The sequence below is a fragment of the Schumannella sp. 10F1B-5-1 genome (assembly GCF_006517535.1).
In the GTDB taxonomy this organism is placed as follows: Bacteria; Actinomycetota; Actinomycetes; order Actinomycetales; family Microbacteriaceae; genus Schumannella.
Map to the genome: position 1 here is coordinate 175,833 of NZ_VHQH01000038.1, position 16,454 is coordinate 192,286.

The 16,454-nt window shown below is 72.4% G+C and carries 15 protein-coding genes; 10 read left to right on the forward strand and 5 right to left on the reverse strand.

From position 1 onward, the window contains the following. Window positions 1-15 precede the first annotated feature (15 nt). Genes FJ658_RS09770 through FJ658_RS09780 form a run of 3 tightly spaced genes read left to right on the forward strand, consistent with a single transcriptional unit; the run spans window position 16 to window position 3,292 of the window. Window positions 16-600 (forward strand): PH domain-containing protein, encoded by a 585-nt coding sequence (locus FJ658_RS09770; protein WP_370454787.1) that lies wholly within the window; start codon window positions 16-18, stop codon window positions 598-600. Continuing rightward, entirely contained in the window at window positions 597-2,564 is a 1,968-nt protein-coding gene (locus FJ658_RS09775; protein ID WP_141145193.1) for a PH domain-containing protein, read from the forward strand. Before FJ658_RS09770 ends, FJ658_RS09775 begins: the two co-directional genes overlap by 4 nt. Further along, the gene (locus FJ658_RS09780) at window positions 2,561-3,292 is read left to right on the forward strand and encodes a Rossmann-like and DUF2520 domain-containing protein (RefSeq protein WP_255447658.1); all 732 of its coding nucleotides are present in this window, start codon (window positions 2,561-2,563) and stop codon (window positions 3,290-3,292) included. The genes FJ658_RS09775 and FJ658_RS09780 overlap by 4 nt, the downstream gene beginning before the upstream one ends. 335 nt (window positions 3,293-3,627) lie before the next feature. Here FJ658_RS09780 and FJ658_RS09785 read toward each other — a convergent pair whose 3' ends face one another. The 5 genes from FJ658_RS09785 to FJ658_RS09805 all read right to left on the reverse strand — a co-directional run bounded on the left by FJ658_RS09785 (window position 3,628) and on the right by FJ658_RS09805 (window position 10,310). Further along, window positions 3,628-6,852 carry a DEAD/DEAH box helicase gene (locus tag FJ658_RS09785; protein ID WP_141145194.1) on the reverse strand — a complete coding sequence of 1,075 codons (3,225 nt, stop codon included), beginning with the start codon at window positions 6,850-6,852 and terminating at the stop codon, window positions 3,628-3,630. A gap of 193 nt (window positions 6,853-7,045) precedes the next feature. Next, window positions 7,046-7,387 (reverse strand): hypothetical protein, encoded by a 342-nt coding sequence (locus FJ658_RS09790; RefSeq protein ID WP_141145195.1) that lies wholly within the window; start codon window positions 7,385-7,387, stop codon window positions 7,046-7,048. A 302-nt stretch (window positions 7,388-7,689) separates the two neighbouring features. Continuing rightward, window positions 7,690-8,199 carry a hypothetical protein gene (locus tag FJ658_RS09795; RefSeq protein ID WP_141145196.1) on the reverse strand — a complete coding sequence of 170 codons (510 nt, stop codon included), beginning with the start codon at window positions 8,197-8,199 and terminating at the stop codon, window positions 7,690-7,692. Between the two features lie 67 nt (window positions 8,200-8,266). After that, complete coding sequence (locus FJ658_RS09800; protein WP_141145197.1) at window positions 8,267-9,253, reverse strand: hypothetical protein; 987 nt, start codon at window positions 9,251-9,253, stop codon at window positions 8,267-8,269. A gap of 1 nt (window position 9,254) precedes the next feature. Continuing rightward, the gene (locus tag FJ658_RS09805; protein ID WP_181408423.1) at window positions 9,255-10,310 is read right to left on the reverse strand and encodes a hypothetical protein; all 1,056 of its coding nucleotides are present in this window, start codon (window positions 10,308-10,310) and stop codon (window positions 9,255-9,257) included. Between the two features lie 103 nt (window positions 10,311-10,413). On the opposite strand from FJ658_RS09805, the gene panC reads away from it, so the two are divergent. The 7 genes from panC (at window position 10,414) to FJ658_RS09840 (ending at window position 16,403) form a co-directional block, all read left to right on the forward strand. After that, window positions 10,414-11,319 (forward strand): pantoate--beta-alanine ligase, encoded by a 906-nt coding sequence (gene panC, locus FJ658_RS09810; protein ID WP_370454788.1) that lies wholly within the window; start codon window positions 10,414-10,416, stop codon window positions 11,317-11,319. Further along, window positions 11,316-12,896, forward strand: coding sequence for a lysine--tRNA ligase (gene lysS, locus FJ658_RS09815; RefSeq protein WP_141145200.1), 1,581 nt, complete (start codon window positions 11,316-11,318; stop codon window positions 12,894-12,896). The genes panC and lysS overlap by 4 nt, the downstream gene beginning before the upstream one ends. Before the next feature lie 49 nt (window positions 12,897-12,945). After that, on the forward strand, window positions 12,946-13,518 hold the full coding sequence (locus FJ658_RS09820) for a hypothetical protein (RefSeq protein ID WP_141145201.1): 573 nt from the start codon (window positions 12,946-12,948) through the stop codon (window positions 13,516-13,518). A 68-nt stretch (window positions 13,519-13,586) separates the two neighbouring features. After that, entirely contained in the window at window positions 13,587-13,901 is a 315-nt protein-coding gene (locus FJ658_RS09825; protein ID WP_141145202.1) for a hypothetical protein, read from the forward strand. Then, window positions 13,901-15,163, forward strand: a complete 1,263-nt coding sequence (locus FJ658_RS09830; protein WP_141145203.1) for a hypothetical protein — start codon at window positions 13,901-13,903, stop codon at window positions 15,161-15,163. The genes FJ658_RS09825 and FJ658_RS09830 overlap by 1 nt, the downstream gene beginning before the upstream one ends. Then, the gene (locus tag FJ658_RS09835; RefSeq protein WP_141145204.1) at window positions 15,160-15,786 is read left to right on the forward strand and encodes a hypothetical protein; all 627 of its coding nucleotides are present in this window, start codon (window positions 15,160-15,162) and stop codon (window positions 15,784-15,786) included. Before FJ658_RS09830 ends, FJ658_RS09835 begins: the two co-directional genes overlap by 4 nt. Continuing rightward, window positions 15,786-16,403 carry a hypothetical protein gene (locus tag FJ658_RS09840; protein ID WP_141145205.1) on the forward strand — a complete coding sequence of 206 codons (618 nt, stop codon included), beginning with the start codon at window positions 15,786-15,788 and terminating at the stop codon, window positions 16,401-16,403. Before FJ658_RS09835 ends, FJ658_RS09840 begins: the two co-directional genes overlap by 1 nt. The last annotated feature ends 51 nt before the right edge of the window (window positions 16,404-16,454 follow it).

Below are 16,454 nucleotides of genomic sequence, written 5' to 3' on the forward strand. Positions count from 1 at the left end.
GCCCGAGAGGATGCCGTGAGCGACAGCCCCCAGAACCCCACCCCCGCTGCGTCGTCGGATGCGGCCGGTCCCGCTGCCGCGGATGTCGCCGCTCCGGTCGTCGCCGACGACCCGCGCCGGATCGAGCCGGTGCCGGGGGAGTGGCGGCGGGTCTCGCCGAAGTACCTGCGCTACGACCTGATCTCGATGGCGATCTTCTCGGTCGTGTTCATCTTCGCCATGGCGCTGCCGTGGCTGCTCAGCGGCATGGACATCTGGTTCCTGCTCCTGCTGCCGATCGGCACGTTCGTCGTCATGGCGCTGGTGCTGATCTTCACGCCGCGCCGCGTGCGCGCGATCGGCTACCAGCTGCGGGAGGACGACCTCGTGCTGCGCCGTGGCATCCTCTTCCAGCGCTTCGTGGCTGTGCCCTACGGCCGCATGCAGCTCGTCGACGTGACCCGCGGGCCGATCGAGCGCTCACTCGGCCTCAGCCAGCTCAAGCTCGTCACGGCCGCCGCCGCGAGCAACGTGCAGATCCCCGGGCTGACCGAGGCCGACGCGGATGCGCTGCGCGACCACCTCGTCGAGCTCGCGGAGACGCGGCGGGCGGGGCTGTGACCGACCCGCGCGAGGGCGCGTCGGGGGAGTCGGTCGAGCCCGTCGACGCTGCCGCGCCTGCCGAGCCGATCGCATCCGCAGAGGCGGCTGTGCCGGCCGAGCCGGTGCCCGACGGCGAGCTCGCCGACGACGAGTGGCACCGTCTGCATCCGGCGACCCCGCTGCTGCGCGGCGGCATCGCGCTCATCGCGATCATCGGCTTCCTCATCGCTCAGTTCCGCGAGCGCGCGATCGACTTCGTGATCGCCAACACAAGCGGTCGCGGCGGCGGTCGCGGCCCCGAGGACCCGCTCGACTGGCTGCTGAGCTCCGGCCTGCTGCCCGCGGTGCTGGGCGGCGCCGTGCTCGTGATCGCGCTGGTCGTGGTGCTGTTCTGGCTGTCGTGGCGCATGCACACCTACCGCGTCACGCCCGAGCTGGTGGAGGTGCGCAGCGGCGTGCTGTTCCGCACCCACCGCAAGGCGCGACTCGACCGCATCCAGGGCATCAACATCTCGCGACCCGTGATCGCGCGTATCTTCGGCGCCGCGAAGTTCGAGGTGCAGGTCGCCGGCGACGACGCCAACGTCAAGCTCGACTACCTGCGCAGCGCCGACGCCGACCGGCTGCGCCTCGAGGTGCTGCAGCTCGCGTCGGGTGCGCAGGCGGTCAAGCGGGCGAAGGCGGCCGGTGGCGCCCGGGGTGAGGGTGGCCCGGCCGGCGCGGCGGCGGGTGGGGGCGGCGCTGCCGCCGCGACGGGCGTGAGTGGCGCATCCACGGCCTCGGCGAAGCTGAGCGGCTTCGTCGACGACCGCGTGCAGGAGTTCCTCGCGCCCGAGCTCGACCCGAACGCCGCGCCGCCGGAATCGGTCGTCGAGATGCACGCCGGTCGCCTGGTCGGCTCCACCGTCGTGAACGACAGCACGATCTGGCTGCTCGTGCTCATCGCCGGCAGCGTCGTCGCGGTCGTGCTGAGCGGCGAGCCATGGATCCTGTTCACGACGATCCCGCTCATCCTCGCCTTCGGGTCGTTCCAGATCCGCAAGGTGACCAAGTTCCTGCGCTACACGATCGCGTCGACCGAGCACGGCATCCGCGTCGGCTACGGCGTGCTCTCGACCTCGAACGAGACCATCCCGCCGGGCCGCATCCACTCGATCTCGGTCAACCAGCCGCTGCTGTGGCGTCCGTTCGGCTGGTGGCACATCCGCATCAACCGGGCGTCGCGCTCGGGCTACGGCGGCAACGGGGATGCGCAGCAGCAGCAGAACGCTGTCGTGCTGCCGGTCGGCAGCCAGGACGACGCGCTGCGGGTGCTCGAGCTGCTGCTGCCGGGGCACGACCCGGCCGAGCTGCGTCCGGTCGTCGAGAGCGGCTTCGCGCGCGACCGCGGCTCGTCGGAGTACACCGTCTCGCCGCGGCGGGCGGCCGTGCTGCGCTGGTTCTCGTGGCGTCGCAACGGCTTCGCGATGCTGGGGGATGCGGTGCTGCTGCGCCGCGGTGCGATCTGGCGCGAGCTCGTGATCGTGCCCTTCGCGCGCATGCAGAGCGTGTCGCTGTCGCAGGGCCCGCTCAACCGCTCGCTGAGCCTGTCGGTCGTCAACGTGCACACCGTGCAGGGGCCGATCTCGGCGCGGCTCGGCGCCCTCGACGTGCGGGATGCGGAGGGACTGTTCCGGCAGCTCGCCGTGTCGGGCGTGGCCGCCGCGGCCGGAGATCTGACGCACCGGTGGGGTGCGAGCCGGGTACAGGAGTCGGCGGCGCCGGCGCCGTCGCCGGAGCTCCCGGGCGAGTCAGCGACGTTCGTTTCTCAGGAGAACTCGCGCGATCTGCCGGACGGACAGCGGGAAGCGCCCTCCGATCCTGAGATAGCGCACTCTGATCCCGAATCGCGGCGCGACGACCCGCCCGCGGACCCGCCCGCGGCCCCGCGGACGCCTCCCGCGGCGGACCCGACGGCACTCGGGCCGGGGGACCGCGCGTGAGCGGCATCGGAACCCCGCCCGATCGGCGCTCGGGACGGCTCGGCGTCGGCATCGTGGGCGCCGGACGCGTCGGACCCGTGCTCGGTGCCGCCCTCGGCGGAGCCGGCCACGCGATCGTCGGAATCAGCGCGGTCTCCGAGGCGAGTCGCGAGCGAGCGGATGCGCTGCTGCCGGGCGTGCCGGTGCTGACGGTGCCCGAGGTGGTCGAGCGCAGCGAGCTCGTGATCCTGGCCGTGCCCGAGGACCAGCTGCCCGAGCTCGTGGCGGGCCTCGCCGCGACCGGAAGCTGGCAGCCCGGCCAGCTCGTGCTGCACACCGCGCCCGGTCACGGCACGGCGGTGCTGGCGCCGGCGATGGCAGCGGGTGCGATCCCGCTGGCCGTGCATCCCGCGATGGCGTTCACCGGAACCAGCCTCGACCTCGCGCGACTGCAGGAGAGCTGGGCCGCCGTGACCGCGCCTGCCCCGGTGCTGCCGATCGCGCAGGCGCTCGCGGTCGAGATGGGCGCCGAGCCCGTCGTCGTGCCCGAGCAGCATCGGCCCGCCTACGCCGAGGCGGTCGCCACCGCATCCTCGTTCTCGACCGCGATCGTGCAGCAGTCGATCGCCCTGCTCGCCGGCATCGGCGTCGACGAGCCCGGGCGCCTGCTCGGCCCGCTCGTGCGCTCCGCCGTCGACAACGCCCTGCGCGGGGCCGCGCCGGCGCCGGTCGAGCCGCCGCGCGACTGAGTCGCTCGCGCGCGAGGGCGCGCCGCCCGCCCGACCACGGCCAGCCCTCTCGTCCGCCAACTGGCCGCATCGTGCGCCTCATGGGGTGACGCAACTCAGGAGATTCGTCGCCAGATGGGGCGTCTGCCTCGCCCGGGCACGTTTCTCCTGAGTTGGGTCGACGACGAGCGTGGTCGGGATTCGCAACTCAGCACGGATCGGCCCTCTTGACCGGCGCCGGGCCGGCCGCGCGGATGATGCTGAATTGCGTATCGAGGAACTGCGGGAGGCGCGTGAGGTGCGCCCGGGCAGCCGGCAGCGGGGTAGCGGGCAACGGGCGGCGCGTGCGCGCGGGGTCAGCCGAGCAGGCCGCGGATGTCGTCGGCGGTGAGCGGGGCGGCGAACAGCTCGCCCTCGTCGACGACCTGGTCGAACAGGATGCGCTTGCCCTCGCCGAGCGCCAGCACCTTCTCCTCGATCGTGTCGCGGGCGACCATCCGGTAGACGTTGACGGGCTTGTCCTGCCCGATGCGGTGCGCGCGGTCGACGGCCTGGTCCTCGGCGGCGGGATTCCACCACGGGTCGAGCAGGAACACGTAGTCGGCCTCGGTGAGCGTCAGCCCGAACCCACCGGCGCGCAGGCTGATGAGGAACACCGGCGCGTCGCCCTCGCGGAACCGCCGCACCACCTCGTCGCGCTTCAGCGTCGAGCCGTCGAGGTACTCGGCGGCGATGCCGACCGCGTCGAGCCGTTCGCGCACGAGCGAGAGGTACGACGTGAACTGGCTGAACACCAGGGCGCGATGCCCCTCGGAGCGGAGCTCGTCGAGCTGCTCGAGCAGCGCATCCAGCTTCGCCGAGGTGGATGCTGACCCGCCGCCACCCGCCGGCGCCGCGTCCTCCGGTGCGTCGCCCAGCGGCCTGCTGCTCGAAGTCTCCTCGCGCAGCGTCTCATCGATCAGCCGCGGATCGAGCGCGAGCAGCCGCAACAGCGTCAGCGAGCGGAACACGATGAAGCGGTTGCGATCGAGGTCGTCGACGAGCCCGAGCAGCTTCTGTCGCTCCCGCTGCAGATAGCGGTCGTAGAGCGCGCGATGCTCGGGGCCGAGCTCGATCGACAGCACCTGCTCCTGCTTCGGCGGCAGCTCGGCGGCGACGGCCTCCTTGGTGCGCCGCAGCATGAGGGGGCGGATGCGCCGCCGCAGCTCGGCGATGCGCTCGTCTTTCGCGACCTTGATGTAGCGCTGATCGAAGCGGATGCGCGACGGGAACAGCCCCGGCGCGACGATGCGGAACAGCGCCCACACGTCGAGCAGGGTGTTCTCGAGCGGGGTGCCCGTGATCGCGTACTTCACCGGCACGTCGAGGTCGGCGACGGTCTGGTGGATCTGCGACGCGGGGTTCTTCACGAACTGCGCTTCGTCGAGCCAGAGCGCCGCCCACGGGCGGTTCGTCAGCCGCGGGCGTCGGCGACGGTCGGGGGCGCCGGGATGCACGGCCGACCCCGCATCGAGTCGCAGGATCGCGTAGGAGGTGACCACCACATCCACGTCGTCGGGGATCGGCGCGCGGGCGCTGTCGACGACCGCGACGCGGAGGCTGGGGGCGAAGCGCTCGAGCTCGGCGGCCCAGCTGCCGACGACCGACGACGGCGCGACGACGAGGTGGGGAGGTGCGGCGTCGCTCCCGGCTGCCGCTGCCCCGGCCGCGGCCTTCGCGTGCAGCATCAGAGCGATCGCCTGCACGGTCTTGCCGAGCCCCATGTCGTCGGCGAGCACGCCGCCGAGTCCGTGGTTCCAGAGGTGCGCGAGCCAGCGGAAGCCGTCGAGCTGGTACGGACGCAGCTCGGCCTGCAGCCCCTCCGGAGCATCCAGAGCCGGTGGTGTCGTGCGCAGCGCCGCAGCGGTCGCGCGCCAGTCGAGGGCGGCGGGCAGCTGGTCGGCGAGGTCCTCGAAGGGCTCGAGCAGGCTCGCGCGATAGCGGCTGATGCGCGGTCCGGTCTCCCACTCGTCCAGGTCGACGGCCTCGGCGATGAGGTCGCGCAGCGGATCGAAGACGGGCTGGTCGAGGTCGAGGTAGGAGTTGTCGACGAGCTTGATCTTGGTGCGCCCCTTGCTGAGCGCGGCGAAGAGCTTGGCGAGCGGGATCTGCGCCGTGCCGACCGTGACGACGAAGCCGAGGTCGAGCCAGTCGCGGTGCTCGCTCGGCACGGCCGTCAGCTTCAGCTCGGGCTGCTCGGTGCGCTTGCGGTAGGCGGGCCGACGGCCGGCCTCGACCACGCGGATGCCGTCGGCCTGCAGCCGCGGGATGCTCTCGACCGTGAAGGCGGCGGCATCGACCCCGCGCAGCGCGGCCGGCACGTCGACCGGGGCGCTCGCCGCATCCAGGGGCTCGCGCAGATCGCCGAACCAGCGCTCCCAGCGGGTGGCGAGGCGGTCGCGCGGTCCGTGCTCGACGATCAGCACGGGCTCATCGCGCAGCTCGGGCAGCGCGATGCTCAGGCCGATGACGGGCACGCGGCGCACGAGTCGCGGGAAGTATGCGCGCCAGAACTCGTCGGCGTCGGCGCGCGGGATGCGCACGGTTCCGCCGCGCAGGGCGTCGGCGGCGCCGGCGGGGGTCGCGTGGCGCGGGCCGACGGTGTTGGCGGGGGAGCTCGGCGCAGCGTCGGAGTCGCCCGCGCGGGTGTCGCGGTCGTCGCCGGCGTCGCGGTCGGATCCGCCCGCGACGCGCCCGTGATCCGCGCCCGCCCGCGCCACCGCGAACGGCGCCAGCAGCACGCTCGCCGACACCGGCCCGGCCCCCTTCTTCGCCGCGGTGGGCCCGGCATCCCAGACATAGAGCCCCTGGTCGCCGAGCAGGCCGGTCGCCGCGACTTCCTCGCCGCCGATGCGCGCGACGGGATGCACGATCAGCCCGACCTGTGCCGCCGACCCCGTGGCGTCGGCGGTCGCGGCGGGCCGCGAATCCCGGTCGGGCATGATCTCGACGTGCACCTCGGCCGGCGCGGCCAGCTCGACGTTCTCGGCCCGCGGCGAGCTCGCGAAGCGGATGCCGAGCTCGCGCGCCTCGGTCAGCATCGGCCAGAGCACGGGCCCGGCGAGGTCGTCGAGGTAGAGCCAGTCGGGTTCGTGCGCGCGGTAGCCGTCGGATCCGGCGCGGTGCAGCGCCGCGAACTGCCCGAACCAGCGCACCTGCGCCGGGTCGAGCCGCAGGCGCTCGACCGTGAAGCCGAGCGAGCCCCAGCCGACCGTGCCGGTCGTCCAGTTGCCCGTGGCGCTGCGCAGCGCCGGACGCACGGCGAGCCGGTGCTCGCGTCCGGGCTCGAGCGCCGCGGCCGGCTCGGCCTTCGGGGCGGTCCACTGGCTGCCCGTACGGGTGATCGCGCGCAGCTGGAACAGCAGTGCCAGCTCGGCGTTCGGCGGCGGCGGGATGCTCGGCATCACGCCGCGCGCATCCCCCGCGCGTGCGCCCGCGCGCCCTGCGCCACTGCCCAGCGCCCCGCCAGTGCTTCCCGCGCCCACGCCGCCGGGTCGCCCGAGCCGCACGCGCCACTCGGCGGCGGGCTCGGTGTCGTTCACGCCTTCATGCTGGCACGCCCCGCCGACGTCGCCCACGTTCCCGCCGATACCGTCCCGCATGTGCCGACGTCGCCCGCGATCGTGTGCACGGAAGCAGGTGAGTGAGCACGTCGAGCCGCACTGCGGCTCGACGGCCCTCCTCACCTGCTTCCGTGCACGGGTCTCTCGCGCGTCGACGGCAACACGAGAGCGATCAGGCTTCGGCCGGTTCGACCGGATGAGCCCGCGCGTAGCTGCGCGCTCGGCCGTAGCGCACAGCGAGGAAGACGATGGTGAGCACGGTCAGCACGCCGAGCGCGCCGCCGAAGATGCCGAACACGAGCGCGTCGGCCCGTCGGACGACGGCCTGCACCCCGAGATTCAGCGCGATCCCGCTGAAGGCGAGCGACTGCCCGATCCCGGTAATCAGATCGATTCGGCCGAGCGCTCCGGCCCATATCGACGCGGCGCGGGCCCCTGCCTCGCCGAGGGGCTCGCGGCTCTCGTCGAACACCGCCCGCATGATCCGCCCGCGCAGACGCTCGTCGACGTCCATCGCCGCAGTCAACCGTCGCTGGAGTCGGATTCCGACGACACCCGCGACCGTGCCGACGATCACCCAGACGAGCGCTAGGCACCCCGCGACGCCGAACCCCAGGTTCTCCAGCACGAGAACGCCCAGCACCGATCCGCCGATGAGCGCTGCGATCACCCCGACGGCGGCGACGCGGATCAGGATGCGCGTCCCACGCCGGATCGCGAGGTCGACGTCGTCGCGAGCACGGACGACCGGGGCGTCGGAACCCTCGTCCTCGCCCGGGTGTTCGGCCTCGCCGGGGTCGGTCGGATGGCCCGCCGTCATGACCCGAACCCGGTGACCGCACGTCGCTGCGCTCGTCGCCGTCGTACGGTGGCCGAGGAGACCCCGACGATCACGAGAACGAGGAGCAGCACCGCTGCACCGCCGGCGACCACACTGATCCCGCCGTCGCCGCGGATCGCCTCGCCTGCGAAGACCGCGGACAGCCCCGCGCACAGCAGAACGGCCTGCGCGGCGCGCAACTGGTCGAGCTCGATGACCGCCGGAGCCCAGACCGATGCGGTCGCGGCATCCTGGTGGCCGAGTGGATGCGCGTCGCGGTCGAGAATGCCATCCGCGACCCGTTCGAAGCGGCGCAGGTCGTCACCGACCTCGCGCAGCAAGGGGCGTGTGATCTGTCCCTGCGCCCAGCGGAGGATGGGACTCAGGACCAGCAGCCAGGCGCCGAGGCCCCAGAGCCAGCCGAACAGATCCGAGCCGACGAGCTGGCTCGCCACGGATCCGCCGATCGTCCCGATCGGGAGCGCCACGGCGACGCCGATGCTCACGCGCCGCCGGGCGGCGACGATCGACTCCCGCGCCGCATCGACAGGCGGGATCGAGTCGCGACCCGACTCATCCACCGGCCGACTCCTCCAGCAGGTGCCGGCGGCTCTCGGCGTAGCGCTCGACCCGGCGCAGGCGACGCAGGGTCAGCAGGACCGCCACCACCGCGATCAGGAGCGTCACGACGAACACGAGGAACAAGATCCCGTTCTCCGCGGGATCACGCAGAAAGAACTGCGCCTGGCTGGCGACCAGTCCGAGCCACAACAGCACTGTCCCGAGGATCCGGAGCCGCTCGAGGGTGGGCGAGACGCTGGCCCAGCGGGCGGCGAGCACCCGCTCGTCGTCGTCGAGCTCGCTGTCGTCGCCCGAGGTGATCGCCTTGCCGACCCTGCGCGCGACCACCGTGTCGCGATCGAACCAGCCGCGCAGCACGGCGCCCTCGTTCCAGCCGCGGAACATGATGAGCACCGCCCCGGCGAGCAGCGGGAACGCGGCCAGTGTGAGCGACAGCAGTCCCCGGTCGTCCGCCTCGCGCAGCAGATCGAAGGGCATAGCGATTGCGATCACGAGCCCCAACCCGATTCCGATCAGTATCCCCGTGCGCCGCAGCGTCGTGCGCACGAAGTCGTCGAGCGGCTCGAATGTCGGCATTGCAGTCGCGCTGCCGCGACTCGTGGATGCGCGACCGATGCGCCGCCCGATCGGCTCCGCTGCGACCGCGCCCCCGATCCCGACCACGCAGATCACCGCGATCGCCCACGGGGCCGTGCCGACCAGCACTCCGCCGACGATGACCGCCGCGACACCGACACCCGCGGTCGCGCCGGTGACGATCCTCCAGCGGCGAAGCCCGACCGGATCCTTCGCGACATCCCAGGTCGCGGCGATCGTGCCGCGCACGAGCGGGGCCAGGAGCACGGCGGCGATCCCGATGCCGAGGACCGCCGCGGCGACCTGATTCTGCGTCGACGAGGTCAGCGCCACCAGGAACAGTGCGCCCGTGACGACGGCGGCGATCGCCAGGAGCAGGCCCAGGTAGATCCCGATGCGCATCTCAATCCCCGCTCTCGTTCGACGGCACGGAGTCGGCGAACCCCACGGCGGCCTGCTCCGCGACACGCGCTGCGCGCTGCCGGTTGCGGATCAGGATCGGGAGGCTGCCGCCGAAGAACACCAGCAGGATCGCGGCGCAGACGATCCCGATCGGGGTCGGAGCGTTCAGCGCGGTGACTCCGATCGTCGCCACCCACACGAACATCAGCACCTGGACGAGCAGCTGGGGCCGGACCCAGTCCCCGTAGGCCCGAGCCCAGCGGGTCGCCGCCGCCAGATCTGCGTCGGTGAGGCCCGCCGTGCGCTGACGCAGCACTGCGCGGCTGATGCGCTTCTGGCCTTCGCGGCTGATGTCCGGGCCGAGCGCGGCACCCAGCCCGGGCAGCAGCTTCGCCGACGCCACCATCCCGGGGATCATGACCGGCAGCAGGGTGACGAAGAGCACGACGGCCGTCGAGGTGAGCGGGGTCAGGCCGCCGAAGACAGCGAGCAGGGTCGTGCTGACCAGAGCGACCGGCAGCGCGATCGCGGCGATCCGGAGCGTATGCCGGCGCATCGTCGCGACGACGCTCGATGCGTACTCGGGCCACGTGGGTGCCGCGGGCCGGGCGCGGGAGGCTGGTGCATCAGGTCGCGGCGATCGTGCGATCCAGCCGGCCCACCCTGCGAACGCCCGAACTCCGGCGAGCAGCGCGGCCGCGACAGCGGCGACGACGATCGGCGTCCAGAGCGCCGAACTCACGATCACGGCCGCCACGATCACGAGCGCGACCCCGGCGGCGCTCGTTCCCACTGCAATCCACCACGCTCGACGCGCGCTGGCCAGCAGAGTGGGAACGGCAGAGAGATAACGCAGCTGCACCACCCACGCCGCGGGGCTGAGGAGGATCATCGTCCGGCCGAATCCGATCAGGAGATCGGTGACCGCGGTGACGGAATCGCTCGCGTCGTCGCGTCCGGTCGCGACGATCAGCACCGTCGACAGCGTCGTCGCCGCGAGCCCGACGATCGCGAGCACGACCGTTCCCGCGATGATCCGTCGACGTGTCGCGCGCACACGAGCTCCTCTCCGGGCCGGAGCACGCCCTCGTCATCCCGGGCACGCTACGCGCGGAGCTGACGGGATCTCGGCTCCTCTCAGGCGACTACCATCGTTCCCCGTGCCCGCCGCATCCGACCGCCCCGAGGTGATCACGTCGATCGCCGCCCTCCGCGAGCGCTTCCCGGCGGGAACGGTCGCGCTCGTGCCGACCATGGGCGCGCTGCACGAGGGGCATCTGGCGCTCGTCGACCGGGCCGCCGCGCTCGTCCGCGCTGGCGCCACCCCCGGCAGCACGACCCCGACCCCCGCCCCCTCGGCCGTCGTCGTCTCGATCTTCGTGAACCCGCTGCAGTTCGGCCCGAACGAAGACCTCGCCCGCTACCCGCGCGACCTCGACGCCGACCTCGACCTGCTCGCCGGGCACGGCGTCACGGCCGTGTTCCACCCCGACGTCGACGAGATGTACCCGGGCGGACCGTCGCAGACCCGCGTGACCGCGGGCGACGTCGGCGCGCTCTGGGAGGGACGCAGCCGTCCCGGCCACTTCGACGGCATGCTCACGGTCGTGGCGAAGCTGCTCGGCATCGCGCGCCCGGCGGTCGCGCTGTTCGGGCAGAAGGATGCGCAGCAGCTCTTCCTCGTGCAGCGCATGGTGCGCGAGCTCGACATCGCGACCCGCATCGAGGGCGTGACGACGGTGCGGGCCGGCGACGGCCTCGCGCTCTCGAGCCGCAACCGCTACCTCGACCCGAACGAGCGCATCGCCGCCCGTGCGCTCAGCGCCGCGCTCGAGGCCGCCGGATCGGCGGGCGACCGCGGCATCGACGCTGTGATCGCGGCCGCCCAGTCGGTGCTCATGGGCGAGGAGCTGGTCGAGCTCGACTACCTTGGGATCGTCGACCCGGCCACGTTCCGCCCGGTCGCCGACGACTTCCGGGGCCCCGCCCGCGTGCTCATCGCCGCGAAGGTGGGCCCGGCCCGACTGATCGACAACGCCGACATCTACCTGAACCGAGCAGCATGACCGCCGACCGCGACGCCCAGCCCACCGCATCCACGCCCGCCGGCGCGCCGGCCGCGACCAAGCCGGCCGACACGAAGCCCGCCGACGCCACCAGCGCGCCCGAGACCAGCGCCGAGGAGATCGCCGAGCAGAAGGCCGTGCGTCTCGCCAAGCGCAAGCGCCTGATCGCCGAGGGCGACGAGGCCTACCCGGTCAGCCTGCCGATCACGACCACGATCCCCGAGCTGCGAGCCCGCTTCGGCGACCTCGAACCGGATGCCAGCACGGGCGAGCAGGTCGGCGTCGCCGGCCGCGTCGTGCACCTGCGCAACACCGGCAAGCTGTGCTTCGCCGCGCTGCAGTCCGGCGACGGCAGCCGCATCCAGGCCATGATCTCGCTGGCCGAGGTCGGCGAGGAGTCGCTGCAGCGATGGAAGGAGCTCGTCGACCTGGGCGACCATCTGTTCGTCGCCGGCGAGGTCATCTCGAGCCGTCGCGGCGAGCTGAGCATCATGGCGACGGGTTGGCGCATCGCGTCGAAGGCGATCCTGCCGCTGCCGAACCTGCACTCCGAGCTGAGCGAGGAGACGCGGGTGCGCCAGCGCTACCTCGACCTGATCAGCCGCGAGCAGGCGCGCCAGGTCGTGCAGACCCGCGCGCAGGTCATGAAGAGCCTGCGCCGCACCTTCGACGACCGCGGCTACACCGAGGTCGAGACGCCGATGCTGCAGACGATCCACGGCGGCGCGAGCGCCCGCCCGTTCTCGACGCACTCGAACGCCTTCGACACCGAGCTCTTCCTGCGCATCGCGCCCGAGCTCTACCTCAAGCGCGCGGCGGTCGGCGGCATCGACCACGTGTTCGAGATCAACCGCAACTTCCGCAACGAGGGCGCCGACTCGACCCACAGCCCTGAGTTCGCGATGCTCGAGGCCTACCAGGCCTACGGCGACTACGAGTCGATCGCCGAGCTGACGCAGACGCTGATCCAGGATGCGGCCCGCGCCGTGTTCGGATCGACGACCGTGATCCTGCACGACGGCAGCGAGTTCGACCTCGGCGGCGACTGGCGCCGCATCCGCATGTACGAGTCGCTGAGCGAGAACGCCGGCGTCGAGATCACGCCGCAGACGAGCGTCGCCGAGCTGGCGAAGCTGGCCGAGAAACTGGATGTCGAGGTCAAGACCCCGACGCACGGCAAGTACGTCGAGGAGCTGTGGGAGCACTTCGCCGGCGACGACCTGGTGCAGCCGACGTTCGTCATGGACTTCCCGGTCGACACGAGCCCGCTCGTGCGCGAGCACCGCACCACGCCCGGCGTGGTCGAGAAGTGGGACCTCTACACGCGCGGCTTCGAGCTCGCCACCGGCTACTCCGAGCTCGTCGACCCTGTCATCCAGCGCGAGCGCTTCGTCGAGCAGGCCAAGCAGGCGGCGCGCGGCGACGACGAGGCCATGCGCCTCGACGAGGAGTTCCTGCGGGCGATGGAGCACGGCATGCCCCCGATGGGCGGCATGGGCATGGGCATCGACCGCCTGCTGATGGCGCTCACCGGCCTCGGCATCCGCGAGACGATCCTGTTCCCGCTTGTCAAGTAGTCACCCCTCCCCATCGCGGCGGGTCTGAGGTGTGCTCGATACTGAGCGCATGAGCGATCCCGCCGGTTTCCCGCCTCTCGTCGTCGGAACCGATCGGGCGGCGGTGCTGCGGCTCTTCCGTCCGATCCTCGCGTTCATCGTGGTCGTCTGCGTCGTCGTCACCCTCGCCGCCGTGACGATCGCGGCCCTGCTAGGTTCGCTCTCCGGCTTCGGGCTCGGTCTGGCCGGGGCGGCGTCGCTGCTGATCGTCGGCGGCTACCTGTTCTTCCTCGCCCTGCACACCGCGACCACGATGACCGCGCGCGCGGCGGCCGGCACGGTGCTCACCCTCGACGCGACCGGGATGCGGTGGGTGACCCCGCAAGGTTCGCTCGATCTGCCGTGGGATGCCGTCGATGCGGTGACGCTGCGCGGATCCGCTCGCCGCCGGGTCGCCGTCTACCGGCTCAATGCCGCCGTCAGCCCCACGTCGCCGGGGGTGCGCACCGACATCCGGGCCGACATCCTCGCTCGCGCGACGAAGAGCGGGATGCGGCTCGGATCGGTCGGCCTCGACCAGCCGCTCGACACGATCCTCGCCGCCACGTCAGCGTTCACCGCGGGGCGGCTCGTCGCGCGCTGAGCGATCGTGCGCACGACGTCGTGCGCACTGCTCTCGAAGGATTATCGTGTTCACGGCAAGGGGGATCGATGGCTGACCTGATCGTCGACTACGAGCTGCTGCGCTCCATGAGCGCCCAGCTCGCCACGGTGCGCGCCGAGTTCGAGAACGCGAACGCGCACTCCGATGCGGTCGCCGTCGCCGTGGGGCACGGGAAGCTCGGCGACAAGGTCGAGAACTTCGCGCACAACTGGGATCAGCGCCGCAAGGATCTCGTCGAGCAGATCGAGCAGGTCGAGAAGGATCTGCAGAAGATCGAGGAGAAGTTCAGCGACGCCGACACCGAATTCGCGACGGCGCTCGCCGACGCGGCCGCCGACGGCAGCATGGCGAAGGACGGCTGATGGCGCGCCCGACCTACTGGGCCCCGCTCGGGATCTACGACGATCCGACTCCCGGTGATCCGGGCGTCGTCGAGACGGCCGCCGACGACTACGCCGCGGTGGCGACCGCCATCCACGACGCGAAGGCGAACATCGACGCCGTGTTCAACACCTCCGAGATGCGCAGCGACGCCGTGGATGCGCTGCGCGAGACCGGCCTCGAGGTCGCTCGGCGCATCGGCAAGGCCCATGCGCGGTATCAGGGCGTGTCCACGGCGCTGAGCGGCTACGTCGAGCCGCTGCGCACCGCCCAGCGCGATGCCGACGCCCTGCTGGATCAGGCCACGAACGCGCAGAACGACCAGGCGCACGCTCGCGACAAGGTCGATCACTGGCAGAGCGAATGGCTCAAGGCGAGCGCGGCCGGCGACGACCAGGCGGCGATCGACGAGGCGAAGCGCTGGCACGACTTCTGGCAGCGGGCGCTCGACAGCTCGGTCGCATCGCAGAGCGACGCCGCGAAGAGCCTGGCGGCGATCATGCAGGCGCGCGACGCGGCCGCCGAGACCGCGATCGCGCTCATCGAGCAGGTCGAGAACTCGGGCGGCCTCAACGACGACTTCTGGGACGACCTGGATCAGTTCTTCGACGAGAACCCGTGGATCGACGACGCGCTCGCGATCGCCGGCGCGATCGCCGGGGTGCTGGCGATCATCGCCCTCTTCGTGCCCGGCCTGAATCTCATCGTCGGGATCATCGGCGCGATCGTCGCCGTCGCGACCGTGCTCAATGCGGTCGGCCAGGCCGCGGTCGGTCGCAAGTCGTGGGGCGAGGCGATCTTCGAGATCGTGATGGCCGTCGTGCCGTTCGGCGCCGGCAAGGTGCTCGGCCACTTCTCCGAGGCGGCCGTCGGCGCGGTGAAGTCGACGGCGGTCGTCTCGGTGATGAAGAGCGCGGCCGGCAGCGGCGTCTCGGGGGTCACCCGGGTCGTCGCCGCCGAGAAGGTCGGACAGGTGCTCGAGACGAGCCTGCTCGGCCGGTTCCCGGGCGGCCCCATCGTCGAGATCAACGCGCTGGCCAAGATGGCGATGACGTCGGGCGAGACGTCGCCGGCGATCTTCGCGGCGCAGCAGAATGCCTACCGCTGGATCGCGACCGAGCTGGGCGCCGAGGCGGTCGCCCGCTGGACCGAGACCGGGCACGCGATCGCCGAGAACGCCGCCGAGGGCTCGGGAGAGCCCGAGGAGCGCACCGACTTCGGCGCCCGGAACATGAACTGGTGAGCGCCGACGCCGCGCTCGCGAGCCGGGCCGCGATCGGGATGCACCTGCTGCTGCCGCCCGGATGGGAGCAGCTGATCGTGGCCGCCGATGGCACGAGCCCCGATCTCGAGCGCCTGCTGACCCGCGCCGTCGCGGCGCAGTCCGGCGAGCAGCGTGCGGGCGTCGCCGCGCTGCTGGAGACGCTGCGCTCTCAGCTCGTCGGATCGCTCGCGGCGCAGGGCCAGAGCGTGCTGCTCGTTCCGACCCGCCCGATCGAGGGCATCCCGGTTCCCGCGTCGATCACGGCGCGACCGCTGACGCCGCCCGACGACGGGCGCACCGCCGAGGACGTGCTCGTCGCGTTCGCCGCGCGGCATCGCTCGACCGCGGTCGAGCTCGACGGCGCCCTCGGCCTGCGACGCGAGCAGTCGACCGCCGCGCGGACGGCCGACGATGGATCGATCGTGCCGGCATCCCGGCGCATCTCGTACCTGCTCCACCTCCCGGGCGGCACCCGGTGGGCGCTTCTCGACGCGGTCATCCTGCGTCCGGATGTCGAGGGCGCCGACGACGCACTCGTGGCGGTCGACATGCTCTGCGACGCGATCATGTCGACCGTGTCGTTCGATCGGTCGGCGAGCTGATGGCCTTCCTGATCGAGCATCCGGCCGACTGGATCGGGGTCCCCGAACGCTGGCCCTTCCCGCGGCCCGACGGCGGCGAGATCGCCGACGCCGCGCAGTGGGCCGAGGAGCTGGTCGAGGAGCTCGACATCGAGAACGACCTGCGCCGGGCTGAGCGGGTCGTCGTGCGCGAACTGGCGCGCGCCGCTGCGGAGCTGGCCGAGCGACGCGGCAGTCGCACCTTCATCGCCTTCCACGGTTTCGATGCGGGTTTCGTCGCCGCCGCCGAGGTGCATTCCGGCCCGGAGATCGCCGCCGCCGAGCTCGCCGAACTCGTGGTCGCGGGGTCACCCGCGAGCGTCGGCCGCGACGACGTCGCGCCGTTCACGACGAGCAGCGGCGTGGTCGGGATGCGCGCCTACCGCTACCTCCCGCTCGCCGCGGCGACGGCCGACACCGCCACCTCGTCGGCCGATCTCGCCGGGGCGCCCGCGGACGCCGTCATCGGCCGCGCCGACTACGTGCTGCGCGCCGGCGACACGGCTCTGTGGCTGACCGCCGCCGAGGTCGACTTGGTGTGGTTCGAGCGGGTCAAGCCGCGTCTCGAGGCGCTCGCCGCCTCGGTGACCTGGCGGTGACGACGGCGAAGCGCGCCCCGGTGCGCCGTGCCCGCGTGGATCGCGGGGGCA

Excerpts from the sequence above, each read along its gene's own strand:
- FJ658_RS09790 (WP_141145195.1), bottom strand. The coding sequence starts at position 7,387 with ATGGACGTCGACGAGCGTCTGCGCGGGCGGATCATGCGGGCGGTGTTC.
- FJ658_RS09800 (WP_141145197.1), bottom strand. The coding sequence starts at position 9,253 with ATGCGCATCGGGATCTACCTGGGCCTGCTCCTGGCGATCGCCGCCGTC.
- lysS (WP_141145200.1), top strand. The coding sequence starts at position 11,316 with ATGACCGCCGACCGCGACGCCCAGCCCACCGCATCCACGCCCGCCGGC.
- FJ658_RS09820 (WP_141145201.1), top strand. The coding sequence starts at position 12,946 with ATGAGCGATCCCGCCGGTTTCCCGCCTCTCGTCGTCGGAACCGATCGG.
- FJ658_RS09825 (WP_141145202.1), top strand. The coding sequence starts at position 13,587 with ATGGCTGACCTGATCGTCGACTACGAGCTGCTGCGCTCCATGAGCGCC.
- FJ658_RS09830 (WP_141145203.1), top strand. The coding sequence starts at position 13,901 with ATGGCGCGCCCGACCTACTGGGCCCCGCTCGGGATCTACGACGATCCG.
- FJ658_RS09840 (WP_141145205.1), top strand. The coding sequence starts at position 15,786 with ATGGCCTTCCTGATCGAGCATCCGGCCGACTGGATCGGGGTCCCCGAA.